Origin of the sequence: Nesterenkonia xinjiangensis, from assembly GCF_013410745.1 — a bacterium.
GTDB lineage: Bacteria > Actinomycetota > Actinomycetes > Actinomycetales > Micrococcaceae > Nesterenkonia > Nesterenkonia xinjiangensis.
In genome coordinates this window covers 3002720-3026068 of the sequence record NZ_JACCFY010000001.1, presented here as the reverse complement: position 1 = coordinate 3026068, position 23349 = coordinate 3002720, and the positions used below count along the sequence as shown (strand labels likewise).

At 69.8% G+C, this 23349-nt stretch carries 19 protein-coding genes, 4 tRNA genes and 1 riboswitch; of the genes, 3 read left to right on the top strand and 20 right to left on the bottom strand.

The genetic code is table 11. The annotated features are described in order from the left end of the window. Nucleotides 1-87: 87 nt before the first annotated feature. From HNR09_RS13605 to HNR09_RS13575, 7 genes are all read right to left on the bottom strand, one after another. Nucleotides 88-1554: a glutamate synthase small subunit gene (locus HNR09_RS13605; protein WP_179542526.1), complete on the bottom strand. Its 1467-nt coding sequence runs from the start codon at nt 1552-1554 to the stop codon at nt 88-90. Next, entirely contained in the window at nt 1547-6205 is a 4659-nt protein-coding gene (gltB, locus tag HNR09_RS13600) for a glutamate synthase large subunit (RefSeq protein ID WP_179542525.1), read from the bottom strand. The genes HNR09_RS13605 and gltB overlap by 8 nt, the downstream gene beginning before the upstream one ends. A gap of 358 nt (nt 6206-6563) precedes the next feature. After that, complete coding sequence (lgt, locus tag HNR09_RS13595; RefSeq protein WP_179542524.1) at nt 6564-7712, bottom strand: prolipoprotein diacylglyceryl transferase; 1149 nt, start codon at nt 7710-7712, stop codon at nt 6564-6566. Between the two features lie 128 nt (nt 7713-7840). Beyond that, nucleotides 7841-8671, bottom strand: coding sequence for a tryptophan synthase subunit alpha (gene trpA, locus HNR09_RS13590; protein WP_179542523.1), 831 nt, complete (start codon nt 8669-8671; stop codon nt 7841-7843). After that, nucleotides 8668-9978: a tryptophan synthase subunit beta gene (trpB, locus tag HNR09_RS13585; RefSeq protein WP_179542522.1), complete on the bottom strand. Its 1311-nt coding sequence runs from the start codon at nt 9976-9978 to the stop codon at nt 8668-8670. The genes trpA and trpB overlap by 4 nt, the downstream gene beginning before the upstream one ends. A 61-nt stretch (nt 9979-10039) precedes the next feature. Further along, nucleotides 10040-10876, bottom strand: a complete 837-nt coding sequence (gene trpC / locus HNR09_RS13580) for an indole-3-glycerol phosphate synthase TrpC (RefSeq protein WP_179542521.1) — start codon at nt 10874-10876, stop codon at nt 10040-10042. 7 nt (nt 10877-10883) lie between these two features. After that, entirely contained in the window at nt 10884-11273 is a 390-nt protein-coding gene (locus HNR09_RS13575) for an HGxxPAAW family protein (protein ID WP_179542520.1), read from the bottom strand. A gap of 149 nt (nt 11274-11422) precedes the next feature. Between HNR09_RS13575 and HNR09_RS13570 the strand changes: the two genes are divergently transcribed. Next, the gene (locus tag HNR09_RS13570; RefSeq protein WP_179542519.1) at nt 11423-12304 is read left to right on the top strand and encodes a sulfurtransferase; all 882 of its coding nucleotides are present in this window, start codon (nt 11423-11425) and stop codon (nt 12302-12304) included. A gap of 42 nt (nt 12305-12346) precedes the next feature. Here HNR09_RS13570 and HNR09_RS13565 read toward each other — a convergent pair whose 3' ends face one another. The 13 genes from HNR09_RS13565 to HNR09_RS13505 all read right to left on the bottom strand — a co-directional run bounded on the left by HNR09_RS13565 (nt 12347) and on the right by HNR09_RS13505 (nt 21510). After that, complete coding sequence (locus tag HNR09_RS13565) at nt 12347-12928, bottom strand: Trp biosynthesis-associated membrane protein (RefSeq protein ID WP_179542518.1); 582 nt, start codon at nt 12926-12928, stop codon at nt 12347-12349. Continuing rightward, complete coding sequence (locus tag HNR09_RS13560; protein ID WP_179543213.1) at nt 12925-14496, bottom strand: anthranilate synthase component I; 1572 nt, start codon at nt 14494-14496, stop codon at nt 12925-12927. The genes HNR09_RS13565 and HNR09_RS13560 overlap by 4 nt, the downstream gene beginning before the upstream one ends. Then, the gene (gene hisI / locus HNR09_RS13555; RefSeq protein WP_179542517.1) at nt 14483-14854 is read right to left on the bottom strand and encodes a phosphoribosyl-AMP cyclohydrolase; all 372 of its coding nucleotides are present in this window, start codon (nt 14852-14854) and stop codon (nt 14483-14485) included. Before hisI ends, HNR09_RS13560 begins: the two co-directional genes overlap by 14 nt. Nucleotides 14855-14900: 46 nt before the next feature. After that, nucleotides 14901-15671 (bottom strand): imidazole glycerol phosphate synthase subunit HisF, encoded by a 771-nt coding sequence (gene hisF, locus HNR09_RS13550; protein WP_179542516.1) that lies wholly within the window; start codon nt 15669-15671, stop codon nt 14901-14903. Between the two features lie 18 nt (nt 15672-15689). Next, nucleotides 15690-16541, bottom strand: coding sequence for an ATP phosphoribosyltransferase (gene hisG / locus HNR09_RS13545; RefSeq protein ID WP_179542515.1), 852 nt, complete (start codon nt 16539-16541; stop codon nt 15690-15692). A 70-nt stretch (nt 16542-16611) separates the two neighbouring features. Then, on the bottom strand, nt 16612-16875 hold the full coding sequence (locus HNR09_RS13540) for a phosphoribosyl-ATP diphosphatase (RefSeq protein ID WP_179542514.1): 264 nt from the start codon (nt 16873-16875) through the stop codon (nt 16612-16614). Between the two features lie 65 nt (nt 16876-16940). Further along, nucleotides 16941-17438 (bottom strand): 6,7-dimethyl-8-ribityllumazine synthase, encoded by a 498-nt coding sequence (gene ribH / locus HNR09_RS13535; RefSeq protein ID WP_179542513.1) that lies wholly within the window; start codon nt 17436-17438, stop codon nt 16941-16943. Then, nucleotides 17435-19546, bottom strand: a complete 2112-nt coding sequence (gene ribB, locus HNR09_RS13530; RefSeq protein WP_179542512.1) for a 3,4-dihydroxy-2-butanone-4-phosphate synthase — start codon at nt 19544-19546, stop codon at nt 17435-17437. The genes ribH and ribB overlap by 4 nt, the downstream gene beginning before the upstream one ends. Before the next feature lie 5 nt (nt 19547-19551). Next, entirely contained in the window at nt 19552-20685 is a 1134-nt protein-coding gene (ribD, locus tag HNR09_RS13525) for a bifunctional diaminohydroxyphosphoribosylaminopyrimidine deaminase/5-amino-6-(5-phosphoribosylamino)uracil reductase RibD (protein ID WP_246348850.1), read from the bottom strand. A gap of 219 nt (nt 20686-20904) precedes the next feature. Then, a riboswitch (FMN riboswitch) is annotated at nt 20905-21035 on the bottom strand. A 69-nt stretch (nt 21036-21104) separates the two neighbouring features. Then, nucleotides 21105-21181, bottom strand: a tRNA-Gly gene (locus HNR09_RS13520). A gap of 26 nt (nt 21182-21207) precedes the next feature. After that, nucleotides 21208-21279 (bottom strand) — tRNA-Val (locus tag HNR09_RS13515). A 42-nt stretch (nt 21280-21321) separates the two neighbouring features. After that, nucleotides 21322-21392, bottom strand: a tRNA-Cys gene (locus HNR09_RS13510). A gap of 44 nt (nt 21393-21436) precedes the next feature. Continuing rightward, nucleotides 21437-21510 (bottom strand) — tRNA-Gly (locus HNR09_RS13505). 256 nt (nt 21511-21766) lie between these two features. Here HNR09_RS13505 and HNR09_RS13500 point away from each other — a divergent pair. Both HNR09_RS13500 and def read left to right on the top strand, forming a co-directional pair. Then, entirely contained in the window at nt 21767-22699 is a 933-nt protein-coding gene (locus HNR09_RS13500; protein ID WP_179542511.1) for a cytochrome, read from the top strand. A gap of 40 nt (nt 22700-22739) precedes the next feature. Beyond that, nucleotides 22740-23348: a peptide deformylase gene (def, locus tag HNR09_RS13495; protein ID WP_179542510.1), complete on the top strand. Its 609-nt coding sequence runs from the start codon at nt 22740-22742 to the stop codon at nt 23346-23348. The last annotated feature ends 1 nt before the right edge of the window (nt 23349 follow it).

Here is a 23349-nt window from a genome sequence, read left to right as displayed (position 1 = left end):
CCTCTGGCACGACGCTGGGCCAGCTGGAGGGCACGCCGGAGATCCGGCGGCCGACACCATGAGCCTATCTCACGGAGGGCCGGACGCTCACCCGCTCAGCGAGATCGCCCGGTCCGAAGGCTTGACCGGGGCCGGCAGGCGGGAGGACCCCTCCAGGTACTCGTCGACCTCCTTGGCGGCCGCGCGCCCCTCGGCGATGGCCCAGACCACCAGCGATGCCCCCCGTCCGGCGTCGCCCACGGCGAAGACGCCGTCCGAGGACGTCATGTAGTCCTCCGAGCGGACCACGTTGCCGCGACGATCGAAGGTCGTGCCGATCTGGTCGGACAGGGAGGCCTGCTCCGCGCCGAGGAAGCCGAGCGCGAGCAGCACCAGATCCGCAGGGATCTCATGCTCGGTGCCTGCCTTCGGCGTGCGCGAACCGTCCGCGTTGTACTCGGTCTCAGCCACGCGCAGCGCACGCACCCGACCGTGCTCATCGCCGAGGAACTCGACGGTGGAGGCCAGGTAGCGACGCTCCCCGCCCTCCTGGTCGGCCGAGGTGACCTCGAAGATCTTCGGATCCATGGGCCAGGGCTCATGAGCCGCGCGGGACTCCGGGGGCTGCGTGCCGATGGCCAGCGTGGTCACCGAGGCCGCGCCATGACGATGCGCGGTGCCGATGCAGTCCGCACCGGTGTCACCACCGCCGAGCACGATCACGTGCTTGCCCTCGGCATGGATCTGCTCCGGCACCGAGTCTCCGTGCGTCGCCCTGTTCGACTGCACCAGGTACTCCATGGCGTAGTGCACGCCGTCCAGGCCTCGACCCGGAATCGGCAGGTCTCGCGGCACCATCGCGCCGGTGGCGACCACGACGGCGTCGTAGCTCTCGCGCAGCGAGTCCCAGGTGATGTCCTCACCGATGGCCGTGGAGGTGTAGAAGCGCGTGCCCTCCGCCTCCATCTGCTCGACCCGGAAGTCGACGTGGTGCTTCTCCATCTTGAAGTCCGGGATCCCGTAGCGCAGCAGTCCGCCGAGCCTGTCGTCCCGCTCGTAGACGGCCACGGTGTGTCCGGCACGGGTCAGCTGCTGGGCCGCGGCCAGGCCAGCCGGCCCGGAACCCACCACCGCCACGGTCTTGCCGGTCAGCCGCTGCGGCAGGACAGGCTCCACCCAGCCGTTGGCGATGGCCTCGTCGGCGATGAAGACCTCGGACTGCTTGATCGTCACTGCAGGCTGGTTGATGCCCAGCACGCAGGAGGTCTCGCAGGGGGCGGGGCAGATGCGCCCGGTGAACTCCGGGAAGTTGTTGGTCATGTGCAGCCGGGCGGAGGCCTCCTCCATCTGATCCCGCCAGATGAGGTCGTTCCACTCCGGGATGAGGTTCCCCAGCGGGCAGCCCGTATGGCAGAACGGAATGCCGCAGTCCATGCAACGGCTGGCCTGGGTCTGCACCGTGCCCTTCTGCTGTCGCTCGTAGACCTCCTTGAAGTCCATGATGCGTACGGGCACGGGGCGTGAGGGCCGGTCCTGGCGCTCACGGTGCTTCATGAATCCGCGCGGATCAGCCACGGGTCACCTCCAGGATCTTCTGCCACGTCTCGTCCCCGTCCGGGTCCAGCCCGTCATCCAGGGCGGAGGAGCGGGCACGCAGCACGGCGTCGTAGTTGCGGGGCAGCACCTTGGTGATGCGCCCGAAGGTGCCGGCAGGGTCTGCCAGCAGGCGCTCGCCCACTGCCGAGCCGGTCTCCTCCACATGGCGGCGGAGCAGGTCCAGGATGATCTGCTGGTCCTCCTCGTCCGGAGGGAGCAGGAGCAGGTCACGGGCGGAGCGGGCCTGGTTGTTCATGCGGTCCTCATCGAAGTCCAGCACGAAGGCGGTGCCGCCGGACATGCCGGCGCCGAAGTTCCGGCCCGTGGGGCCGAGGATCAGCGCCTGACCACCTGTCATGTACTCGCAGCCGTGGTCTCCGATTCCCTCCACGACGGCGGTGGCCCCGGAGTTTCGGACCAGGAACCGCTCCCCCACCTGTCCACGGAGGAACAGCTCGCCGGAGGTCGCTCCGTAGCCGATCACGTTGCCGGAGATGACATTGGTCTCGGCGACCAGCGGCGCCGAGGGGTCCGGGTGGACGACGACGCGTCCTCCCGAGAGCCCCTTGCCGACGTAGTCGTTCGCATCGCCGGAGAGCCGCAGGGTGATCCCATGCGGCAGGAAAGCCCCCAGGGACTGGCCAGCCTCGCCGACCAGGTCCACCTCGATGGTGTCCGGGTCGAGGGTCCGGAGCCCCAGCGCCTTGGTCACCTCATGGCCGAGCATGGTCCCCACCGAACGGTCGGTGTTGATGATCTTGCGCTGCAGCGTGACGTGCTGCCCGTGGCGGATCGCCGGTTGGGCCTGCTCAATCAGCGCCACATCGAAGTGCTTCTCCAGCTCGTGGTCCTGCCCGCCGGTGCGACGCAGTCCCCCGCGGATCGCCGGGTCCTCCGGGTCATAGCCGCCGAGCACGGAGTCCAGGTTGAGGCCGTCGGTCTTCCAGTGACGCTTGGCATCATCGAGGTCCAGGGAGTCGATGTGCCCGATCGCCTCGTCCAGGGTGCGGAAGCCCAGCTCGGCCAGGTACTCGCGCACCTCCTGGGCGACGAACTCGAAGAAGTTCACCACATGATCGGCCTGGCCGGTGTAGCGCTCACGCAGGACCGGGTTCTGCGTGGCGACGCCCACCGGGCAGGTGTCCAGGTGACACACGCGCATCATGATGCAGCCCGAGACCACCAGCGGGGCGGTCGCGAAGCCATACTCCTCCGCACCCAGCAGCGCAGCGATGACGACGTCGCGGCCGGTCTTCAGCTGGCCGTCGACCTGCACGGTGACCCGCTCGCGCAGGCCGTTGAGCATCAGCGTCTGCTGAGCCTCGGCCAATCCGAGCTCCCAGGGGGCGCCGGCATGCTTGAGCGAGTTCAGCGGGGAGGCGCCTGTGCCGCCGTCGTGCCCGGAGATGAGCACGACGTCGGCCTTGGCCTTGGTCACGCCGGCCGCCACCGTTCCCACTCCGTTGAGCGCCACGAGCTTCACATGGACCCGGGCACCCGTGTTCGACCGCTTGAGGTCATAGATCAGCTGGGCGAGGTCCTCGATGGAGTAGATGTCATGGTGAGGAGGCGGGGAGACCAGCGAGACACCCGGTGTGGAGTGACGGGTCTCGGCGACCCAGGGATAGACCTTCTTGCCCATCAGCTGGCCACCCTCACCGGGCTTGGCGCCCTGGGCCATCTTGATCTGCAGGTCGTCGGCATGGGTGAGGTACTGGCTGGTCACGCCGAACCGGCCGGAGGCGATCTGCTTGATCGCGCTGCGGCGCTCCGGATCCACCAGTCGGGCCGGGTGCTCCCCGCCCTCCCCTGTGTTGGAGCGCGCACCCAGGCGGTTCATGGCGATCGCCAGGGTCTCATGGGCCTCCTGGGAGATGGAGCCGTAGCTCATCGCCCCGGTGTTGAAACGCTTGACGATCTCGCTGACCGGCTCGACCTCGGAGACCGGGATCGAGCTGCGGTTCCCCTGCAGCTTGATCAGCCCGCGCAGCGTCATCAGGGCCTGGGACTGATCGTCCACCGCCTTGGTGTACTGCTTGAAGACGTCGTAGCGCCGCGTCTTCGTGGAGTGCTGCAGCTTGAAGACGGTCTCCGGGTTGAACAGGTGCGGCGGGCCCTCACGGCGCCACTGGTACTCTCCGCCGACCTCCAGCTCGTCGCCGCGGCCCATGTCGTTGCCATCCTGCGGGTAGGCCTTGGAATGCCGAGACATGGCCTCCGCGGAGATGACCTTCAGACCCACCCCGCCCATCGGCGAATGGGTGCCTGAGAAGTACTGGTCCACCACGTTCTGCGCCAGACCGACCGCCTCGAAGGTCTGCGCGCCGCAGTAGGAGGCCACAGTGGAGATGCCCATCTTGGACATGATCTTCAGCACGCCCTTGCCCAGAGCGGTCAGCAGGTTGTGCACCGCCTGCGACTCGGAGACGCCGGTGATCTCACCGCGGCGGACCATGTCCTCGGCCGACTCCATGGCCAGGTAGGGGTTGACGGCGGCCGCGCCGTAGCCGATCAGGCAGGCCACATGGTGCACCTCGCGGACGTCGCCGGCCTCCACGATGAGCGAGGCGCGGGTCCGGTTGGCGGACTTCAGCAGATGATGATGGATGGCCGAGAGCAGCAGCAGCGAGGGAAGCGGGGCCCACTGCGCATTGGAGTCACGGTCGGAGACCACGATGTAGCTGACGCCGCGGTTCACCGCCGCCGAGACCTGCTCGCACAGATCACGGATGCGCTGACGGAACTCCTCCTCGGTGCTGCCGACCCGGTAGAGTCCGCGCACCTTCATCGCGATCTTGTGGCCGTCCTCGCTGCGGATGTTGGCGATCTTGGCCAGCTGGTCGTTGTCGATGACGGGGAAGTCCAGGGCGACCTGCTTCGCACTCACCTTGTCGGTGGTCAGCACGTTGCCGTTGGGGCCGATGTGCAGCCCCAATGAGGTCACCAGCTCCTCGCGGATCGCGTCCAGCGGGGGGTTGGTCACCTGGGCGAAATTCTGCACGAAGTAGTCGAAGAGCAGCCGCGGACGGTCAGCGAGCACCGCGATCGGAGTGTCGGTGCCCATCGCACCGAGCGGCTCCGCCCCGGTGGAGGCCATGGGACCCACCAGGATGCGCAGCTCCTCGTGGGTGTAGCCGAAGGTCTGCTGACGCAGACGCACCGATTCCTTGGGGTGGCGCACGTGGAGACGCTCCGGGAGGTCCTCCAGCTCGATGAGGTTCTCGTCCACCCATTCCTGCCAGGGCTGGGAGGAGGCGAATCCGGACTTGATCTCCTCGTCCTCGATGATCCGGCCCTCGACCGTGTCGAGCAGGAACATCATGCCCGGGGCCACCCGACCCTTGCGGACGATGCGGGAAGGCTCCAGGTCGACGACGCCGACCTCCGAGGACATCACCACCAGTCCGTCGTCGGTGACCCAGTAGCGGGCCGGACGCAGGCCGTTGCGGTCCAGCACCGCGCCGACCTGCTGACCATCGGTGAAGGCGATGGCGGCAGGTCCGTCCCACGCCTCCATGAGCATGGAGTGGTAGCGGTAGAAGGCGCGCAGATCCGGGTCCATGGACTCGTGGTTCTCCCACGCCTCCGGCACCATCATGCGCATCGACTGGGCCAACGGACGACCGGAGAGCATGAGCAGCTCGGCGGCTTCGTCGAAGGATGTGGAGTCCGAGGCACCCGGCGTGCAGATCGGGAAGAGGTACTCCGGGTCCTCCCCCAGGAGCTCGCCGGCCATCATCGACTGACGGGCGCGCATCCAGTTCCGGTTGCCCTTGACCGTGTTGATCTCGCCATTGTGCGCGATGTTGCGCAGCGGCTGGGCGAGCGGCCAGGACGGGAACGTGTTCGTGGAGAAGCGGGAGTGGACGATGCCCAGGGTCGTCTTGAACCGCTCGTCAGAGAGATCCGGGAAGAACGGCTCGAGCTGCGCGGTGGTCAGCATGCCCTTGTAGGTGATCGTCTTCGAGGACAGCGAGGGGAAGTACACACCGAGGCGGTTCTGGCCGCGCTTGCGCAGACGCCAGGCGCGCTGGTCCAGGGTGCCCGGAGCGGAGAAGCTGAACTCCTCCGAACCCTCGGGTGCCAGCGCCACGAAGAGCTGCCGGAAATGCGGCATGGATTCCCGGGCCAGGGTTCCGATCATCGAATCGTCGATGGGCACCTCACGCCAGCCGAGCACCGTCAGGCCCTGCTCTGCCGCCAGGTCCTCCAGCGAGAGGCACATCTGCTCACGCTCAGACTCCGACTGCGGAAGGAACGCCGTGCCGGCGGCGTAGCCGCCGACGGCGGGGAGCTCGAAGTCGACCACAGCACGGAAGAACTCGTCCGGGATCTGCGTCAGCAGTCCAGCACCATCACCGGTGCCGACGTCGCTGCCGACCGCACCGCGGTGCTCGAGGTTGCGCAGCGCCACCAGGGCATGGTCGACGATGTCGTGGCCGGGCTCGCCGCGGAGTGTCGCGACGGCGGCCATGCCGCAGTTCTCGTGCTCGTTCTCCGGGCTGTAGAGGCCGTTCTTCTCCGGGTAGGCGGAGAAACGCACGAAGGGGCTCACGACCCCCTCGGCAGGACCCTGCGCGCCATCGGCAGGAGCAGGGCTGTATGTGCCCAGCGATCCCTGTGTGGACATGACGGTGTTCCTTCCTCCGCATACGGACGTTCCATGGGAGGGGACATCATCGACCCCTGTGTGCTGGAGGGACGCGTTCCGCCGGGGCGGTCGCACCGCCCACCGCTGTTTCTCGCGAACGGGCCGGGCGCCCTCGTCGTGCGTCTCATGCTTCTCGGCGCTCAGGCGGAGCAGCGTGGTTCGCGCTCGCGCATGGGCCGTGGCCAGCCTCGGGTGGCCGTCGTCAACGGATGCGAGTCGACGGGCACACCGGTGTTGCCTGAGTCTCAGGCTGATCAGACCAATCTTCCGCGCGCAGGCACCGTGGACGCAAATCGCATCTCACGATCTGGAACACGGAGCGCCTGCGGCGCGTGGCTCAGCTCTCCTTCGCGGAGCCTCCCGAGGCTTGTCCTCGCGGATCCGAAGAGACAGTCTCAGGATCCGGACGGGAGGAGGCATCCTCGGCGTCGACGTCGTCGGCAGCCTCACCGTCGGCATCGGCAGTGTCCTGGGCGTCTGCTGCGCTGTCTTCATCACCGTCGCCTGCGCTGTCGTCATCACCGTCGGCCGCGCCGTCTGCGATCTCCGCGCGGGGGCCGTGACCGGGGGTGAACACCTCCTGCTCCTCGGCGAGCTGCTCCGCGGTGCGCGGACGCTTCGACCACAGCACGTAGAGCATCGCGACGGCGACCAGGAAGGTGAGCACGGCGGCCCACATGTTCAGGCGCCAGTTGAGCCCGAGGATGTTGATGAACTGTGTCGACTTGTCCAGCTCGTCGATGCGCAGGCTCTCGATCCAGAAGCGGCCCAGCGTGTAGTAAGCCACGTAGGTCCAGGCCAGCATGCCCTGCTTGAACTGGAACCGCCGATACAGGAACAGCAGCGCCACCACGCCGAGGAGGTTCCAGATGCTCTCGTAGAGGAACGTCGGGTGGAACAGGGTGGATTCGCTCATGTGCGAGACCTGCGGCACCCGGTGCTCCATGTCCACCGTCAGGCCCCAGGGAAGGTCCGTCGGACCGCCATAGAGCTCCTGGTTGAACCAGTTGCCCCAGCGCCCGATGGCCTGGGCCAGCAGCACCCCGGGCACGACCGCGTCGGCGAATCCGCCGAACTTCATGCCGTAACGGCGGCAGGCGAACCAGACACCGACCGCGCCCAGCAGGATCGCACCCCAGATCCCCAGACCGCCCCGCCAGATCTGCGGGATCAGCGAAAGATCGCCCGAGCCGTCGAAGTTCGGGCCGAAGTACGCGTCAGGCGAGGAGAAGACGTGGTAGAGCCGCCCTCCGATGATGCCCAGCAGGACGGCCCACAAGGTCGCGTCCATGACGTTGTCGGCGCTGCCGCCCCGAGACTTCCACAGGCGCGAGGTCAGCAGGATCGCGGCGACGATGCCCGCCACGATGCACAGCGCATAGAAGTTCAGGGTGATGGGTCCGAGGTCGAGACCGCTGGAGGGCGGTGCGGGGAACCCCGCGAGCAGGTCGCCGTCCGTCGCGGCAGCCGCTGCAGTGGAAGTCATTGACGCGTCGTCCTCTCCGTGGTGAATGCCCGGTCGCTCCTGACGTGGAGCCGACCGGGGAGCAGTCTAGGCGCTCAGGCTGTGCAATGTGATCAGGCAGGATGCCCCGGGCGCGGCCGGGACGTCGCTCAGGCCGGACGGCCGGAGAGCTCGCCGGCCAGGCGGCCGACCTCCTCCGGCCCTCCGTCGCGCAGGGCGGCGACCAGCGCCGTGCCGACGATCACCCCGTCGGCGTAGCGGCCGATCTCCTCGACATGCGCCCGTGTGGACACGCCGAGCCCCACGCAGACCCGTTCAGCACCTGCGTCATGGGCGGCACGCACGACCCGCTCCGCAGCGTGGGAGACCTCCGAACGGGCGCCGGTCACACCCATCAGGGAGACCGCGTAGACGAACCCGCGGGAGGCCTGGACGATCTCCGCGACCCGCTCCGGGGACGAGGTCGGCGCGGAGAGGAACACCCGGTCCAGACCATGGGCCTCGGTCGCCGCGATCCAGTCCTCAGCCTCGTCCGGGATGAGGTCCGGGGTGATCGCCCCGGCTCCCCCGGCCTCGGCCAGACGGCGGGCGAACTCCTCAGCCCCCATGCGGTCGATGAGGTTGTAGTAGGTCATGACCAGCACGGCTGCCTCCGTGGCGTCAGTGACGGCCTGGACGATCTCGAAGACCTCGTCGATGCGGAACCCGCGCGCCAGGACCTCCGTGGTGGCCTGTTGGATGACCGGGCCGTCCATGACCGGGTCCGAGTACGGGATGCCGATCTCGATGACGTCGGCGCCGTTGCGGACCAGCTCGAGCGCCGCAGCGATGGAGGACTCCTTGTCCGGATAGCCGGCGGGCAGGTACCCCACGAACGCGGCTCGGCCCTCGGCCCGGGCGGCTTCGATCCTGGCCGCGGTCTTGGAGGAGCGCGCAGTGCTCAACGATGCTGCCGCGCCGGAGATCTTCTCTGCGCTCATGCCTGAACTCCCGTCTCCGGCGCGCGGCCGGCATCCTGGTCCGTCTGTCCGGCCTCGGCCGCATCGGCCTGGCCGGGGAGCAGCCGGAACCACTCCGCAGCGGTGGCCACGTCCTTGTCCCCACGGCCGGAGAGGTTCACGATGATGATCCGCTCGGCGGCGGCCTCCGGATCCGCCTCGGTCCAGCTCGACGAGAGCCGGGCGGCGCCCGCCAGGGCGTGGGCCGACTCGATGGCCGGGATGATGCCCTCGGTGCGGCACAGCGTCTCGAAGGCGACCATGCACTCCGCGTCGGTGACCGGCTCGTAGACGGCACGACCGACGTCGGCCAGATGCGCATGCTCCGGACCCACCGAGGGGTAGTCCAGACCGGCGGAGATCGAGTGCGAGTCGACGGTCTGCCCGTCCTCGTCCTGCATCAGGTAGGAGCGCGCTCCGTGCAGCACCCCTGACCGTCCCAGGGTGATCGCCGCCGCGTGCCGACCGGTGTCCACGCCGTCCCCGCCGGCCTCGAAACCGTGGAGGTCCACGTCGGCGTCGTCGAGGAAGCCGTGGAAGATGCCCATCGCGTTGGAGCCCCCGCCCACGCAGGCGCAGACCGCGTCCGGGAGCCGGCCGGTCTGTTCGAGGATCTGCTCGCGGGCCTCCTCCCCGATCACCTGATGGAACCAGCGCACCATGGCGGGGAACGGGTGGGGACCGGCGACGGTGCCGAGCAGATAGTGGGTGGTCTCCACCGTGGCGACCCAGTCACGCAGCGCCTCGTTGATCGCGTCCTTCAGGGTCTGGGCTCCGTGCTCCACCGGGACGACCTCTGCCCCGAGCAGCCTCATCCGCGCCACGTTGAGGGCCTGGCGACGAGTGTCCTCTGCGCCCATGTAGACCACGCACTCCATGCCCATCAGAGCCGCGGCGGTGGCGGTGGCCACCCCGTGCTGACCGGCGCCAGTCTCCGCGATGAGTCGCGTCTTGCCCATCCTCCGGGCCAGCAGCGCCTGGCCGAGGACGTTGTTGATCTTGTGCGAACCGGTGTGGTTGAGGTCCTCACGCTTCAGGAAGATCCGAGCTGCCCCCTGTTCTCCGGCGAAGCGCGGCACCTCCGCCAGCAGCGAGGGCCGGCCCGTGTAGTCCCGGCAGAGCCGGTGGAACTCCGCCAGGAACTCTTCGTCCTCACGGGCCTCGAGGAAGGTCGTCTCGACCTCGTCGAGGGCCGCGACCAGGGATTCGGGCATCCATCGCCCGCCATAGGGCCCGAAGTACGGACCCGCGGCGTCGCGGAAGCTCCCGGAGGCGGACTCTGCAGTCATGAGGTTCTCCTGTTCAGGTGGTGAAGCGTGCCGCACGCCCGGGCCCGCCGAGGCCCGGGGTTCAGGAGCGGCTGGCGGCGCGAAAGCGGCCCAGTGCGGCGGCGGGGTCCCCGTCGCGGACCAGAGCCTCCCCCACGAGCACCGCATCGGCTCCCTGGGCGGCGTAGTCGGCGACCACCCCGGGTCCGTCCACGCCGGACTCGGCGATGCGGACCACGCCCTCGGGCAGATGGCGCGCCATGGTGCCGTAGTGGGCGACGTCGACGTCGAGGGTCTTCAGATTGCGTACGTTGACTCCCACGATGCGCGCGCCCACATCGACGGCGCGAGCGATCTCCTCCTCGGTGTGCGCCTCGACCAGCGCCTCCATCCCGAGCTCGTGGGTGAGCGCGAGGAAATCGCGGAGGCGTGCGTCGTCGAGCGCGGCGACGATGAGCAGCACGAGGTCGGCGCCGTGGGCCCGCGCCTCGTGGAACTGATACTCCTCGACCATGAAGTCTTTGCGCAGGATCGGCAGGTCGACGGCCGCGCGGACCGCATCGAGGTCCGCCAGCGAGCCGGCGAAGCGACGCTGCTCGGTCAGCACACTGACGACGGCGGCGCCACCGACCTGGTAGGCACGTGCCAGCTCGGCCGGATCCGGGATGTCGGCCAGTGCGCCCTTCGACGGCGAGGACCGCTTGACCTCGGCGATGATGCGCACACCGTGAGCGTCCGAGCGGCCTCCCTGCAGGGCGGCGAGACCATCCCGAGCAGCGGGGGCATCGGCGGCACGGGCGACGAGATCGGCCAGCGGGACCGCGGCCCGGCGGACGGCGAGATCCTCACGCACGCCGGCGATGATGCCGTCGAGGACGGTACCTGTGGCCGCGGCGGAGGAGGGGGTCTCGGTGCTCACCGGCGGCTCAGCTGGTGGAAGCGTCAGGGACGCGCTGGCTCGTGCCGGAGGTGTTGTCAGGCATGGCGGGCCCCTGGTGGTCACGCGGGTCCTCGCCGCGTTCCAGTACGGACCAGCTGTCCATCTCCACACCGTAGCCGGCCTTCTTCAGGCCCCAACCGAGGATCAGCGCGAGAGGGACGCAGGCCGCACCGATGTAGGCCAGCACCCAGACCTCGATCACGAAGCCGATGCCCGCCACGATGGAGCCCACGATCAGGGTGAGGCTGAGAGCCCAGGCGGCAGGGGTCGATCCATGACCGATGTGGTCGTGGTGGATGTGGGCGTCGCCGGGCTGTTCACCGGCGGCCGGCTGCTGCTCGACGTCGCGCACGGTCCGCTGCTGCGTGGTGGTCATCAGAGTCCTCTCTCGATCACGTCTGCTCGCCCTCCATTCTGCCATGCCCGCCCGCCGGACTCCGACCAGATGTCCTCCTGCGCACCAGGGGGCTCCCGGCCCTCTGCTCCTGCTGGACAGCGCCCCGGATGCGGAGCAGGGTGGTGTCCATGCCGACACTCATCACCGCCGACGAGCTTCACGCGCTGCTGTGCTCCCCCGTTCCTCCGACCGTGCTGGACGTCCGTTGGCGGCTGGACAGGCCGGACGGGCGGCAGGACCACCGTGCGGGCCACATCCCCGGCGCGGTGTTCGTGGACCTGGACCACGAGCTCAGCGCCCACGGACGGCCCGCCGCCCAGGGACGGCACCCGCTGCCCGACCGGGCCACGCTGCAGCAGGCGGCGAGACGCTGGGGGCTGCGGCCCGGCACCACCGTGGTGGTCCATGACGATCTGCAGAACCTGGCCGCGGCGCGGGCCTGGTGGCTCCTCCGGCGTGCCGGAGTGCAGGACGTGCGGGTGCTCGACGGGGCCCTCGAGGCGTGGCGACGGGCCGGCCTGCCGCTGGAGACCGGGGAGGTCGCCCCCGAGCCCAGCACCATCCTGCTCGAGGACCCGCTCCGGGAGCCGGACGGGGTGCCGTCCGCCGCCTCTGTGGATCGTGAGACCGTCCGCCGGTTGTCCGCAGATCTGCAGACGGGGCGCCCGGCGGCGGGTGTGCTCCTGGATGTGCGTGCCCCGGAGCGGTTCACCGGCGAGCATGAACCGGTCGACCCTCGGGCCGGACACATCCCGGGTGCCGTCAACCTGCCCACCGCAGGCAATGTCGACGACGCCGGCCGCTTCCTGCCCGCCGAGGAGCTGCGCTCCCGGCTGCACTCGGCCGGGGCTGAGGAGCACCGGCCTGTGATCAGCTACTGCGGATCCGGGGTCAACGCGGCGCATGCCACCCTGGCGGCCCATCTGGCAGGCTTCGAGGCGGCGCTGTATCCGGGCAGCTTCAGCCAGTGGGCCCAGGACCCTGAGCTGGAGGTGGAGGTGGGGAGCTGAGCACCCGCGAGGACGACCGGGGAATCCCGGGGCAGGAGATCCTCAGCGACGGCCGGACGTGGGGTCCTCCCCCGCGGTGAGTCCGTCCCAGAGGTCGAACTCGTCGGGGTCGTCCTCATCCTCCTCGCTGCCCGCAGGTGCGCGGGACTTCTCATACCGCTTCGAGCTCCGGTCCGGCCAGCGCCGTGAGAAGACCAGCAGTGCGAGCGCGGCGAGCACCAGCAGGAACGCTCCGGCCAGTCCGACCCACACCGCCGGTCCGAGGGCATAGTGCTGGGCCAGCTCGGTCGTCCCGGTGACCTCTCCCAGCGCTCCCAAGGACGCCTCACCCGGTGCGGCGATCACCTGCAGCAGCGTCACGGTCACCACCGCGCCGGCCCCTAGCTGGAGCAGACCGATCACGAACCGCGCCATGCGCCTGGCGATCGTCACCGCGACCGCGGAAGCCAGGCCCACCAGCGCCATCGCGGTCACCGTGTCGGCGATGTCGGAGCCGGGGATCTCCACCCGATCCATCGCCGAGACCTCGCCCAGCCCGGAGGCGATCACCCAGGGCTGCGTGGCCGATGCGAGCAGCAGCACTCCGGCGACCAGCCCGGCCAGTACCACGGTGCGTCGGCTCATCGCACGTCCTCCATCCGATCCGCAGCCAGCACCGCACGCAGCGGGGCCGCCGCCTTGTTCACAGTCTCCAGACGCTCCGCGTCGTCGTCGCTGTCCGCGACGATCCCTCCGCCGGCCTGCACGTAGGCACGGCCGCCCTTCAGCAGCGCGCTGCGGATCGCGATGGCCGCGTCCATGCGGCCGGAGAAATCGAAGTACCCGACGACTCCCCCGTACACACCCCGACCGGTCGGCTCCCAGGCATCGAGCAGCTGCAGAGCACGAGGCTTCGGCGCCCCGGACAGGGTACCCGCGGGGAAGGTGGCTGCGAGCACGTCATAAGAGGAGGATCCGGGCGCGAGCTCACCCTGGACGTGTGTGGTCAGATGCATCACGTGGCTGAAGTGCTCCACCGCCATGAACCGGGTGACCTGCACCGAGCCCGGCACACAGACCTTGGCGAGATCGTTGCGCGCCAGATCCACCAACATGATGTGCTCGGCCCGCTCCTTCTCGTCGGCGAGCAGGTCCTCAGCCAGCCGCTCGTCCTCCGCCGGGGTCTCCCCGCGCGGGCGGGTGCCGGCGATCGGGTGGGTGACCACGGTGCCGTCCTCCACGGTGACCAGCGCCTCCGGAGAGGCGCCCACCACCTGGTACGGCTCGCCCTCGGGCGTCTCGAAGTGCAGCAGGTACATATAGGGGCTCGGATTCAGCAGACGCAGCATCCGATACACCGCCAACGCGTCCACCTGAGTGGCCACCTCGAAGCGGCGCGAGACCACGATCTGGAAGACCTCGCCGTCGACGATCGCCTGCTTGGCCTTTCCCAGCGTCGCCAGGTACTCGTCCTGGTCCCAGGCGAGCTCGACCCGATGCTCCAGATCGCCCTCCACGGCCTCCTGCCAGTCCGGCTCGCCCACGGAGACTCCCGGCTGCACCGGCTCGGCGAGCGCGGCGCGCATCTGCTGCAGCCGTGCCACCGTGTCGGCGTAGGCATGCTCCACCCCGGTGTCCCGCCCGTCGCGGTTGAAGGCGTTGGCCACCAGGGTGACGGTGCCGTCTCGGTTGTCATGGACGACCAGGTCGCTGACCAGGTTCATCGCCATCTCCGGGACGTGGAGATCGTCCACCGGAGGGTGCGGAAGCCGCTCCCAGTGCCGGACGACGTCCCAGCCGGCGTATCCGACCAGTCCGGAGGTCAGGTGCGGCAGCTGCCCGATGCGCGCCCTGCCGTTGTCCCCGCCGAGGAACTCGAGGCTCTCCCGCAGCACCTCGGCGGTGGTGCCCTCCTGCGGCGTGCCGGCAGGCGGCTCCCCCAGCCAGACGGCACGACCCGCCCGCTCCGAGAGCGTGGCCTGCGAGCGCACCCCGATGAAGGAATGGCGGGACCATGCGGCCCCCGGGGCCGCAGACTCCATCAGGAAGCTGCCGGGCCGGCCGTCGGCCAGCGCGCGGTAGATGCTCAAGGGGGTGTGCCCGTCGGCGAGCAGCCGCATCGTCACCGGGATGACGCGATGGTCCTGGGCCAGCTCGGCGAACTCCTCGGCGCTGGGAGAGACGGTGCCGAATCGACGATCAGGTCTGGTCATCATGTCCTCCCTCCAGGACGACCTCGCGCCCGGAGAAGCAGGTCCGGGTGCCGGTGTGGCAGGCCGGACCGGTCTGGTCCACGGTCAGCAGCACGGTGTCCCCGTCACAGTCCAACGACACCTGACGGACCTGCTGCACATGCCCGGAGGTCTCCCCCTTGCGCCAGAGCTCCCCCCGCGACCGGGACCAGTAGGTCGCCCGGCCCGAGGACAGCGTGGACGCCAGCGCCTCCGCGTTCATCCAGGCCAGCATGAGCACCTCGCCGCTGGCGGCGTCCTGAGCGATGGCCGGCAGCAACCCGGCATCGTTGAAGGTGACCTTCTCGCGGATCTCGGCGGGAAGCGGGGTCTGGGTCATGGCGAGCTCCTCGGCGGATGGGCGGGTGGCGGGCGGACGAGCCAGGTCAGCGGACGGGGTGCCCGGCGGCGCGGATGGCTTCCTTGACCTGGGCGATCATGTCGACCGGGCCGAAGTGGAACATCGAGGCGGCCAGCACTGCGTCGGCGCCGGCGTCGATGGCGGCCGGGAAATGCTCCGGGCGGCCGGCTCCCCCTGAGGCGATGAGCGGGACGGTGGTCACGTGACGGACCGCGCGGATCATCTCGACGTCGAAGCCGTTCTGGGTGCCGTCGGCGTCGATGGAGTTCAGCAGGATCTCTCCCACTCCGCGCTCCGCTGCCTCGCGGCACCAGGAGATCGCATCGATCCCGGTCCCCCGGCGTCCGCCGTGGGTGGTCACCTCGAAGCCGGAGGCGACGCCGAGATCCTCGGTGCGCCGGGCGTCCAGGGACAGGACCAGCACCTGGGAGCCGAAGCGGCCGGTGATCTCGTCGATGACCTCCGGGCGGGTCACCGCAGCGGTGTTGATGGAGGCCTTGTCCGCCCCGCAGCGCAGCAGCGCGGCGACGTCCTCCTGGGTGCGGACCCCGCCGCCGACGGTCAGCGGGATGAAGACCTCCTCCGCGGTCTGGGTGACCACGTCATAGGTGGTCTCCCGGTCCGCGGACGAGGCCGTGACGTCCAGGAAGGTCAGCTCGTCCGCTCCGGCGTCGTTGTACCGGTGCGCGAGCTCCACCGGATCTCCGGCGTCGCGCAGGTTCTCGAAGTTCACGCCCTTGACCACCCGGCCGGCGTCGACGTCGAGGCAGGGGATCACTCTCACGGCCAGTGACATCTCGTGGAGCCTCCCCGCTCAGACCCGGCAGGCGTGGATGGAGGTGACCAGGATTGCTCGGGCGCCGAGCTCGTAGAGCTCGTCCATGAGCTGGTTGGTCCGCTTGGCGAGCACCATGGAGCGCACGGCGACCCAGTTCTCGTCGGCCAGCGGCGAGATGGTCGGCGACTCCAGCCCCGGCGTGATGGCGCTGGCCGCCTCGAGGTGCTCGCGGCGGATGTCATAGTCCATCATCACGTACTGGCGGGCCACCAGGACGCCCTGCAGACGCCGGCTCACCCGGTCGATGCCTGCGGGACGCTCCCCGTGGCGAGAGATCATGATCGCCTCGGAGCGCATGATCGGCTCTCCGAAGGTCTCCATGCCGGCGGCCTTGAGGGTGTTGCCGGTCTCCACGACGTCGGCGATCGCGTCGGCCACCCCGAGGCGCACGGCGGTCTCCACCGCGCCGTCGAGGTGCACGACCTCGACGTCGGGGAGGTCCTGGTCCTCCAGCCAGCGGCTCAGCAGACCGTCATAGCTGGTGGCGATGCGCTTGCCCGCCAGATCCTCGGCAGAACGGAATCTGCCGGCCGGGCCGGCCAGCCGGAAGGTGGACCCGCCGAATCCCAGCCCCATGATCTCCTCGGCGCCATGGTCGACCCGGGCGTCCTGGAAGAGGTCGCGGCCGGTCATCCCGACGTCGAGGGTTCCGGAGCCGACGTAGACGGCGATGTCGCGGGGACGCAGGTAGAAGAACTCGACGTCGTTCTCCTCATCGATCATGACCAGCTCGCGCTTGTCACGGCGCTGGACGTATCCGGCCTCGGAGAGCATGGCCATGGCTGCCTCGGAGAGGGCGCCCTTGTTCGGTACAGCTACACGCAGCATGGAGGTGTCGTTCCCTGTTCGGATGTCGTTCGAGTATGGTTCGCGGGCTGTCGGCCCAGGGGCCGGCTGCTCACAGATGTCGGTAGACATCCTCCAGGCTGAGGCCCTTGGCGAGCATCATCACCTGGAGGTGGTAGAGCAGCTGGGAGATCTCCTCCGCGGCGGCCTCGTCGGACTCGTGCTCGGAGGCCATCCACACCTCTGCGGCCTCCTCGACGATCTTCTTGCCGATGCTGTGGACGCCGGCGTCGAGCGCGGCCACCGTGCCGGACCCCTCCGGGCGGCTGGTCGCCTTCTCGGCGAGTTCGGCGTAGAGCTGGTCGAAGTTCTTCACCGTCCCAGGGTATTCCCTTCCGGGGGTCGACGACGATTCTGGCCCGTCATACGTCGCCTCCCCCGTCATGAGGCGAGCCGGGCCGCCTCGACGGCGGCGGAGACCGCGGCGTGCGCCGCTTCGAAGCCCTTGTCCTCCTGGGAGCCCTCCAGACCTGCGCGTTCCAGGGCCTGCTGCTCGTCATCGCAGGTCAGCAGGCCGAAGCCGACAGGCACACCGGTGTCCAGGGCGACCCGCAGCAGGCCATCTGTGGCGGCCTGGCAGACGTAGTCGAAGTGCGGGGTCCCCCCGCGGATGACCACTCCCAGCGCGACGACGGCATCGTGTTCGGAGGCCGCCGCGGCGCTGAGCACCGGCAGCTCGAAGCTGCCCGGGGCTCGGACCAGGGTGATGTCCTCCACTCCGATCTGCGTCAGGAAGCGGCGGGATCCGGCGATCAGGCCGTCCATGACCTGGGTGTGCCAGCGTGAGGCCACCACTGCTACACGCAGCGGCTTCTCGGCGGCGGCGCGCAGACTCTCCAGCTCGGCGGTGTCGATCTCAGGGGTTCCGGTGCTGCTCATCTCTCTCCTTGTTCGTCGAGCGGGCGCGAACGCTCCGCAGGCTCCTCATGGTCGGCGATCTGCTCCTCCGCGGCCCCCGGATCCTCTCCTGTCCAGGCCCCACGGGCCTCGCGGTCCTCCAGGCCGAGATGGTCCAGCAGGTGGCGCATCCGGTCCCGCTTGGTGCGCAGGTACCTCCGGTTCTCCTCGTGCACCACCCCGTTGGAGGGGACCTGCTGGACGTCGAGCCCCGCCTTCAGCAGGGACTCCACCTTGTCCGGGTTGTTCGTCAGCAAGGTCAGCCGGGTGATCCCGCAGCTGTGCAGGATCGCCGCGGCGCCGGTGTAGTCACGCAGCTCCGCGGCAAGGCCGAGCATCTCGTTGGCCTCCACCGTGTCCGCGCCCTGCTCCTGGAGGCTGTAGGCGCGCAGCTTGTTGGCCAGCCCGATGCCGCGTCCCTCGTGACCGCGCAGGTAGAGGAGGTGGCCGCCGTCGCGCTGGATGGACTCCAGGGCCGAGGCCAGCTGGGTGCCGCAGTCGCAGCGGTGGGAGCCCAGCACGTCTCCGGTCACGCACTCGGAATGCATGCGGATCAGCGGTCGGTCCTCCGCGGCACCGGTCTCCGAGGCGGGCCGGGACCGGGCGGAGATGAGCAGGTGCTCGTGGCCTGTGGCGTGCTCGGTCCACACCTGGGCGGCGAAGATCCCGTGCACGGTGGGCAGCGTCACCACCGGACCCGGAGTGACCAATGCGCTGGACTCCTCCTCGGGGCGCTCCCAGGAGGCCTGCACGGCGTCCATGACGGCTTCCGGGCGAGGCTCTCCCCCGCGATACGCGATGAGGTCGGCGATGGAGATCAGCGCCAGCTGGTGGTCGTCGGAGAATTCGCGCAGCGCCGGGAGCCGCATCATCCGGCCGTCGTCATGGACGAGCTCGGCGATGACCCCGACCTCCGGGTGTCCGGAGAGCCGGCAGAGATCCACGGCGGCCTCGGTGTGGCCGTCCCGCCCCAGCACGCCGGCGTCGTCGGCGATCAGCGGGAACAGGTGGCCGGGCCGGGTGAGGTCGTGCGGCTCGGCGGCGGCGTCGGCCAGCAGGGCGGCGGTACGCGCCCGGTCTGCGGCGCTGATGCCCGTGCTCACCCCGGAGCCGGCGTCGCAGCTGATCGTGTAGGCGGTGCCCTTCGGGTCCTGGTTGGCCTCCACCATCGGGGGCAGACGCAGGTGCTCGGCGCGCTCCCGGCTCATCGGCACGCAGATCACCCCGGAGGAGTGCCGCACGGTGAACGCCATGAGCTCTTCGGTGGCCGCGGCCGCCGGGAAGATGATGTCACCCTCGTTCTCGCGGTCGGCATCGTCGACGACGACGACGGGTCGCCCCTTGGCCAGCTGGTTCAGCGCGACCTCGATCGGGTCGAGCACCGGAGCCGGAGTGTCCGGCCGCCGGACGGCCGGCACCGGAACCTCGGGGGCGCCCGGGTCATCGTGCTCAGCGACCTCAGCGACCTCAGCGGCCTCAGCGACAGCGTCGAGGTCGAGCATCCGGCGGGTGTACTTGGCCAGCACGTCCACCTCGAGGTTGACCTGTCCGCCGTCGGGCAGCGCGCCCAGCGTGGTCTCGACCAACGTGGTGGGGATCAGCCCCACCTCGAACCATGCCTCGGACGCGCCCGCGTCCGACACCGCCGTGACGGTCAGCGACACGCCGTCGACGGCGATCGAGCCCTTCTCTGCGATGAACGGGGCCAGATCCCGGCCCACCGCGAAGCGGTGCCGGCCCTCGTTGACGTCCCGCTCCAGCAGCGACCCCATGCCGTCCACGTGGCCCTGGACCACGTGTCCGTCCAGGCGGGCGCCCGAGGGGAGGCAACGCTCCAGATTGACCCGGGCCCCGACGTCGAGCTGTCCCATGGTGGTGCGTTTGAGGGTCTCGACGATGAGGTCCACGCTGACGGTCTCACCCTCGATGGCGGTGGCGCTCACGCACACGCCGTTGACGGCGATGGACCCGCCCAGGGCGAGGCCCTCGACGTGTCCGGGCGCCTCGAAGCTCAGTCGTTCGACCCCGCGGGCCGGGTCCGGCCGCCGGGAGACCACCCGGCCGAGGCCTGTCACGATTCCGGTGAACATGCTGGTCAGCTGCTCCTGTCTGCTGGTGCACCGGCCTGATCGGCCGGAGCGTCGGATGAGTCGGGGACATGGGCGTCCTCCGCCGGCTGGAGGTGGACGCAGACGTCGTCGTCGAGGATCCGGACCGCCCCGCCCTCGGCGGGGTCCTGGGCGTAGCGTCGGGCCGCGGAGAGCGTGGTGACGCCGATGTCCCCCACGCTGGAGGGTCCGGCGCCGAGGATCAGCGGCGCCTGGTAGGCGAAGATCTCGTCCACCAGATCCTGGGCGAAGTAGGCGGCCAGCACGCGGGATCCCCCTTCGATGAGGACATGCCGCACCGGGTGTCCCTCGTGCTGGATCTCGCCGAGGCGTTGCAGGGCCTCGAGCGGGTCATGGGTGCGCAGCTGGACCCAGCCCTCGCCTTCGGGGCGGCCCCGGCGCAGCCGGGCGTCCTCGGACAGCGGACGCCGGCCCATCACGCAGCGCAGCGGCTGATGCTCGGAAAGCGTCCCGTCGGGCAGCCGGGCGGTGAGCCGCGGATCATCCACTGCGGCCGTGTTGCTGCCCACCAGGATCGCATCGATCCGCCGGCGGATCCGGTGGGTGTGCTCCCGCGAGGCCGCCGAGGTGATCCACTGGCTGGTGCCGTCAGCGGCCGCAATGCGACCGTCCAGGCTCTGCGCCAGGTGGACCGTGACGAAGGGGCGCCCCTCACGCTGGGCCCGGGCCCAGCGCTGATTGATCCGCCGGCACTCCTCGGCGAGGACGCCGGCCACGACGTCGACCCCCTCCGCGCGCAGCACCGTGGCCCCTCCAGAGGCGTCGGGGGTGGGATCGTCGGCACCGTAGAGGACGCGCCCGACCCCGGCGGAGAGGATCGCCTCGGTGCACGGAGGTTGGCGCCCGTGGTGGCGGCAGGGCTCGAGGCTGCAGTAGAGCGTCGCGTCCGAGAGGTCCATGCCGGGTGAGGTGCGGGCGATGCGGGTCAGTGCCTCCCGCTCGGCGTGGAGGTTCCCGGCACCACGGTGATGTCCCACGGCCAGGACGGTGCCGTCCGCGGCGACGAGCACGGCCCCGACCAACGGGTTGGCACCGCGCGGACCGCGGTAGGCGGCCTCCACCGCCGCGCGCATGCGGGTCTCGTCCAGCTGATCAGCCATGCCGAGCCTGCTCCTGGGCGCGGACCGGGACGTCGGCGGCAGACGGCTGCAGGAGACGTCCAGTGCTCGGAGTGGCGGCTTCGAGGAGCCGGCGCAGACCGTCCATATGAGCGATGTGTCCTTCCCAGGCCCGACGGTGGAGTCGGCTCCGGGGCGACGATGCCTGCGCGGCGGCCGGCCCGACAAGGGGTGCACAAGGCGCCCCGGTCGTCGACCGGCCTTCGTGCTTCTCCCATCCAGACTCTGACTGTCGGTACCGGAGTTTCACCGGTTCAACCGTGGCCGCGAACGGCCTCGGGTCGCGGACTTTCACCGCCGGTTCGGACTTTCACCGACCCCGGAGCACGAAGTGTGTCGTGGACAAGTCTGCCACACAGACGAGAAAGGCCCGGAATCCTGAGGATTCCGGGCCCTTCTTCTGGAGCGGATGACGAGATTCGAACTCGCGACCCTCACCATGGCAAGGTGATGCTCTAGCCAGCTGAGCTACATCCGCACGAGTGATCAGTATAGACCACTCAGTGCGCGATACTGGGATCGAACCAGTGACCTCTTCCGTGTCAGGGAAGCGCGCTACCGCTGCGCCAATCGCGCCTATTCAATTCAGCTGTTCGGCCCGCCGAGGCGGCCCGAGCGAGGTGGGGACGGGAATCGAACCCGCGTTGACGGCTTTGCAGGCCGCTGCCTCGCCACTCGGCCACCCCACCGTACCCGTCTCCGGGAGTCGGGATCGACTCCTTCGAGCCCATCGAGCGGATGACGAGATTCGAACTCGCGACCCTCACCATGGCAAGGTGATGCTCTAGCCAGCTGAGCTACATCCGCACGTCGGCTTCCAGCTGACCTTCTGACGCGCCTCTCGGCCTGCCCGAATGTCCGCTCTCCGACGACATGAAACTCTAGCCCAGCCCTCGGCCGCTCGTCCAATCGGCGTGGCGTGTCCGCCGTCACACTCGGCGCTGTGACCTGGCGAATCCCCGTCCTTCCAAGGATCCGGAGCAGCTCAGACCGTCCTGGATCGGTTCGGACACGACGCCGCGGCCCCGCTGCGCATCAGAGGCGCGTGGCAGACTGGGCCGTGATGACACAGCCCACCCTCGCCCATGCCACAGAGTTCGGCCGGATGTACTCCCGCTCGCTCACCTCCGCCCCCGAGGTCCCCTCCATCACCACGGTGATCGGCCAGGAACCCAAGGACCTCACCGGCTGGGCCGGACACCTGGCCACCACAGAGCTCGTCCAGGACGACCGGCTGACGGGGGCGGTCGGCTCCGCCTCCCAGCTGAAGACCCTGGCGCGACATGCCTCCTCCGCCGCCGAACGTTTCCGGGACGCCGCCGCCCGCCGCGGAGACCGGGTCCACCACTATGCGGAGCAGGTGGCGCTGCGCTCCCTGGGAGGTGCCCACGAGGCCGAGTCGGCCCGCGCAGTGCTGACAGAGCACGGGGAGTCCGCCTTCGCCGACCGGTTCGACGAGTGGTGGCAGCTCTATGACGTGCGCCCGATCGCCGCTGAGATCACGGTCTGGAACCATGCCGTGGGCTACGCCGGCACCCTGGACCTGGTCGCCGAGATCGCCGGCCGCACCTGCGTCATCGACTTCAAGACGAAAGGGCTTGACCGGCGCGGACGGGCGAAGCCGCTCAATGAGTCGGTGGTCATGCAGCTGGTGGCCGGGATGCAGGCCGAGGAACGCCTCGTCGATGCGCAGGCCGGCATCTGGGAGCCCTGGACCCACGGGAAGGAGTCTCTGCTCATGGCGGTGGCGATCTCCGAGGCCGAGGTGGTCCCCGTCCAGGCCTCGCCTGACGCGCTGAAGCCCCACTGGCACAAGTTCTGGGCGCTGCGACAGGTCTGGGAGCACACCCGACGCACTGCCGAGGCCGGGCCCGCGCTGCGGCCCCTGCCTCCTCCCCCGGCCCCCGCGGCTGCACGGGCGGCCGTCGGCGCCCCGGCACCGGCCGGCGCCGGATCCCCCACCGACGCTGTGCCACCTGTCACACCGAGGGTGTGAGCCCGGGGCCACCGCATGTCCCGGCAGTAGGATCGTCTCCATGGCTGTTCTCCCGCTCCGCAAGCTCGGCGATCCCGTCCTGCGCACCCCCGCCGCGCCCGTAGGCGCGCTCGACGCACGCATCTCCGAGCTCGTCACCGCCATGTACGAGACCATGGACGCAGCCGGGGGCATCGGCCTGGCCGCCCCGCAGATCGGCGTAGGGCTGCGGATCTTCACCTATGACGCAATGGGTTCGCGAGGCGCCGTGATCAACCCTGAGCTCGTCTCGGTGGGGCCGATCGGCCCCACCCCGCGCGACGCGGACCACCCCGCCGAGGAGGAGAACCTGCTGCGCGAGGGATGCCTCTCGGTGGGCGGCGTCTACTCGCCGGTGGACCGCGCTCAGCGGGTGGTGCTCACCGGCACCGCCCCGGACGGCGCTGCACTTCGGATCGCGGCCGAGGGTCTGCTGGCGGCCTGCTTCCAGCACGAGACAGACCACCTGGACGGCCGGCTGTTCATCGATCGGCTCACCGGCGAGGACCGACGCCGGGCCATGCGCACACTTCGCGAGACCGCCGCACCGTCACCTCCGACCGGAGTCGGCGCCGGCAGCAGCTTCTTCGCCGCGCCGCCCGCCGCGCCGCACAGCGGACCCCGTCGATGAC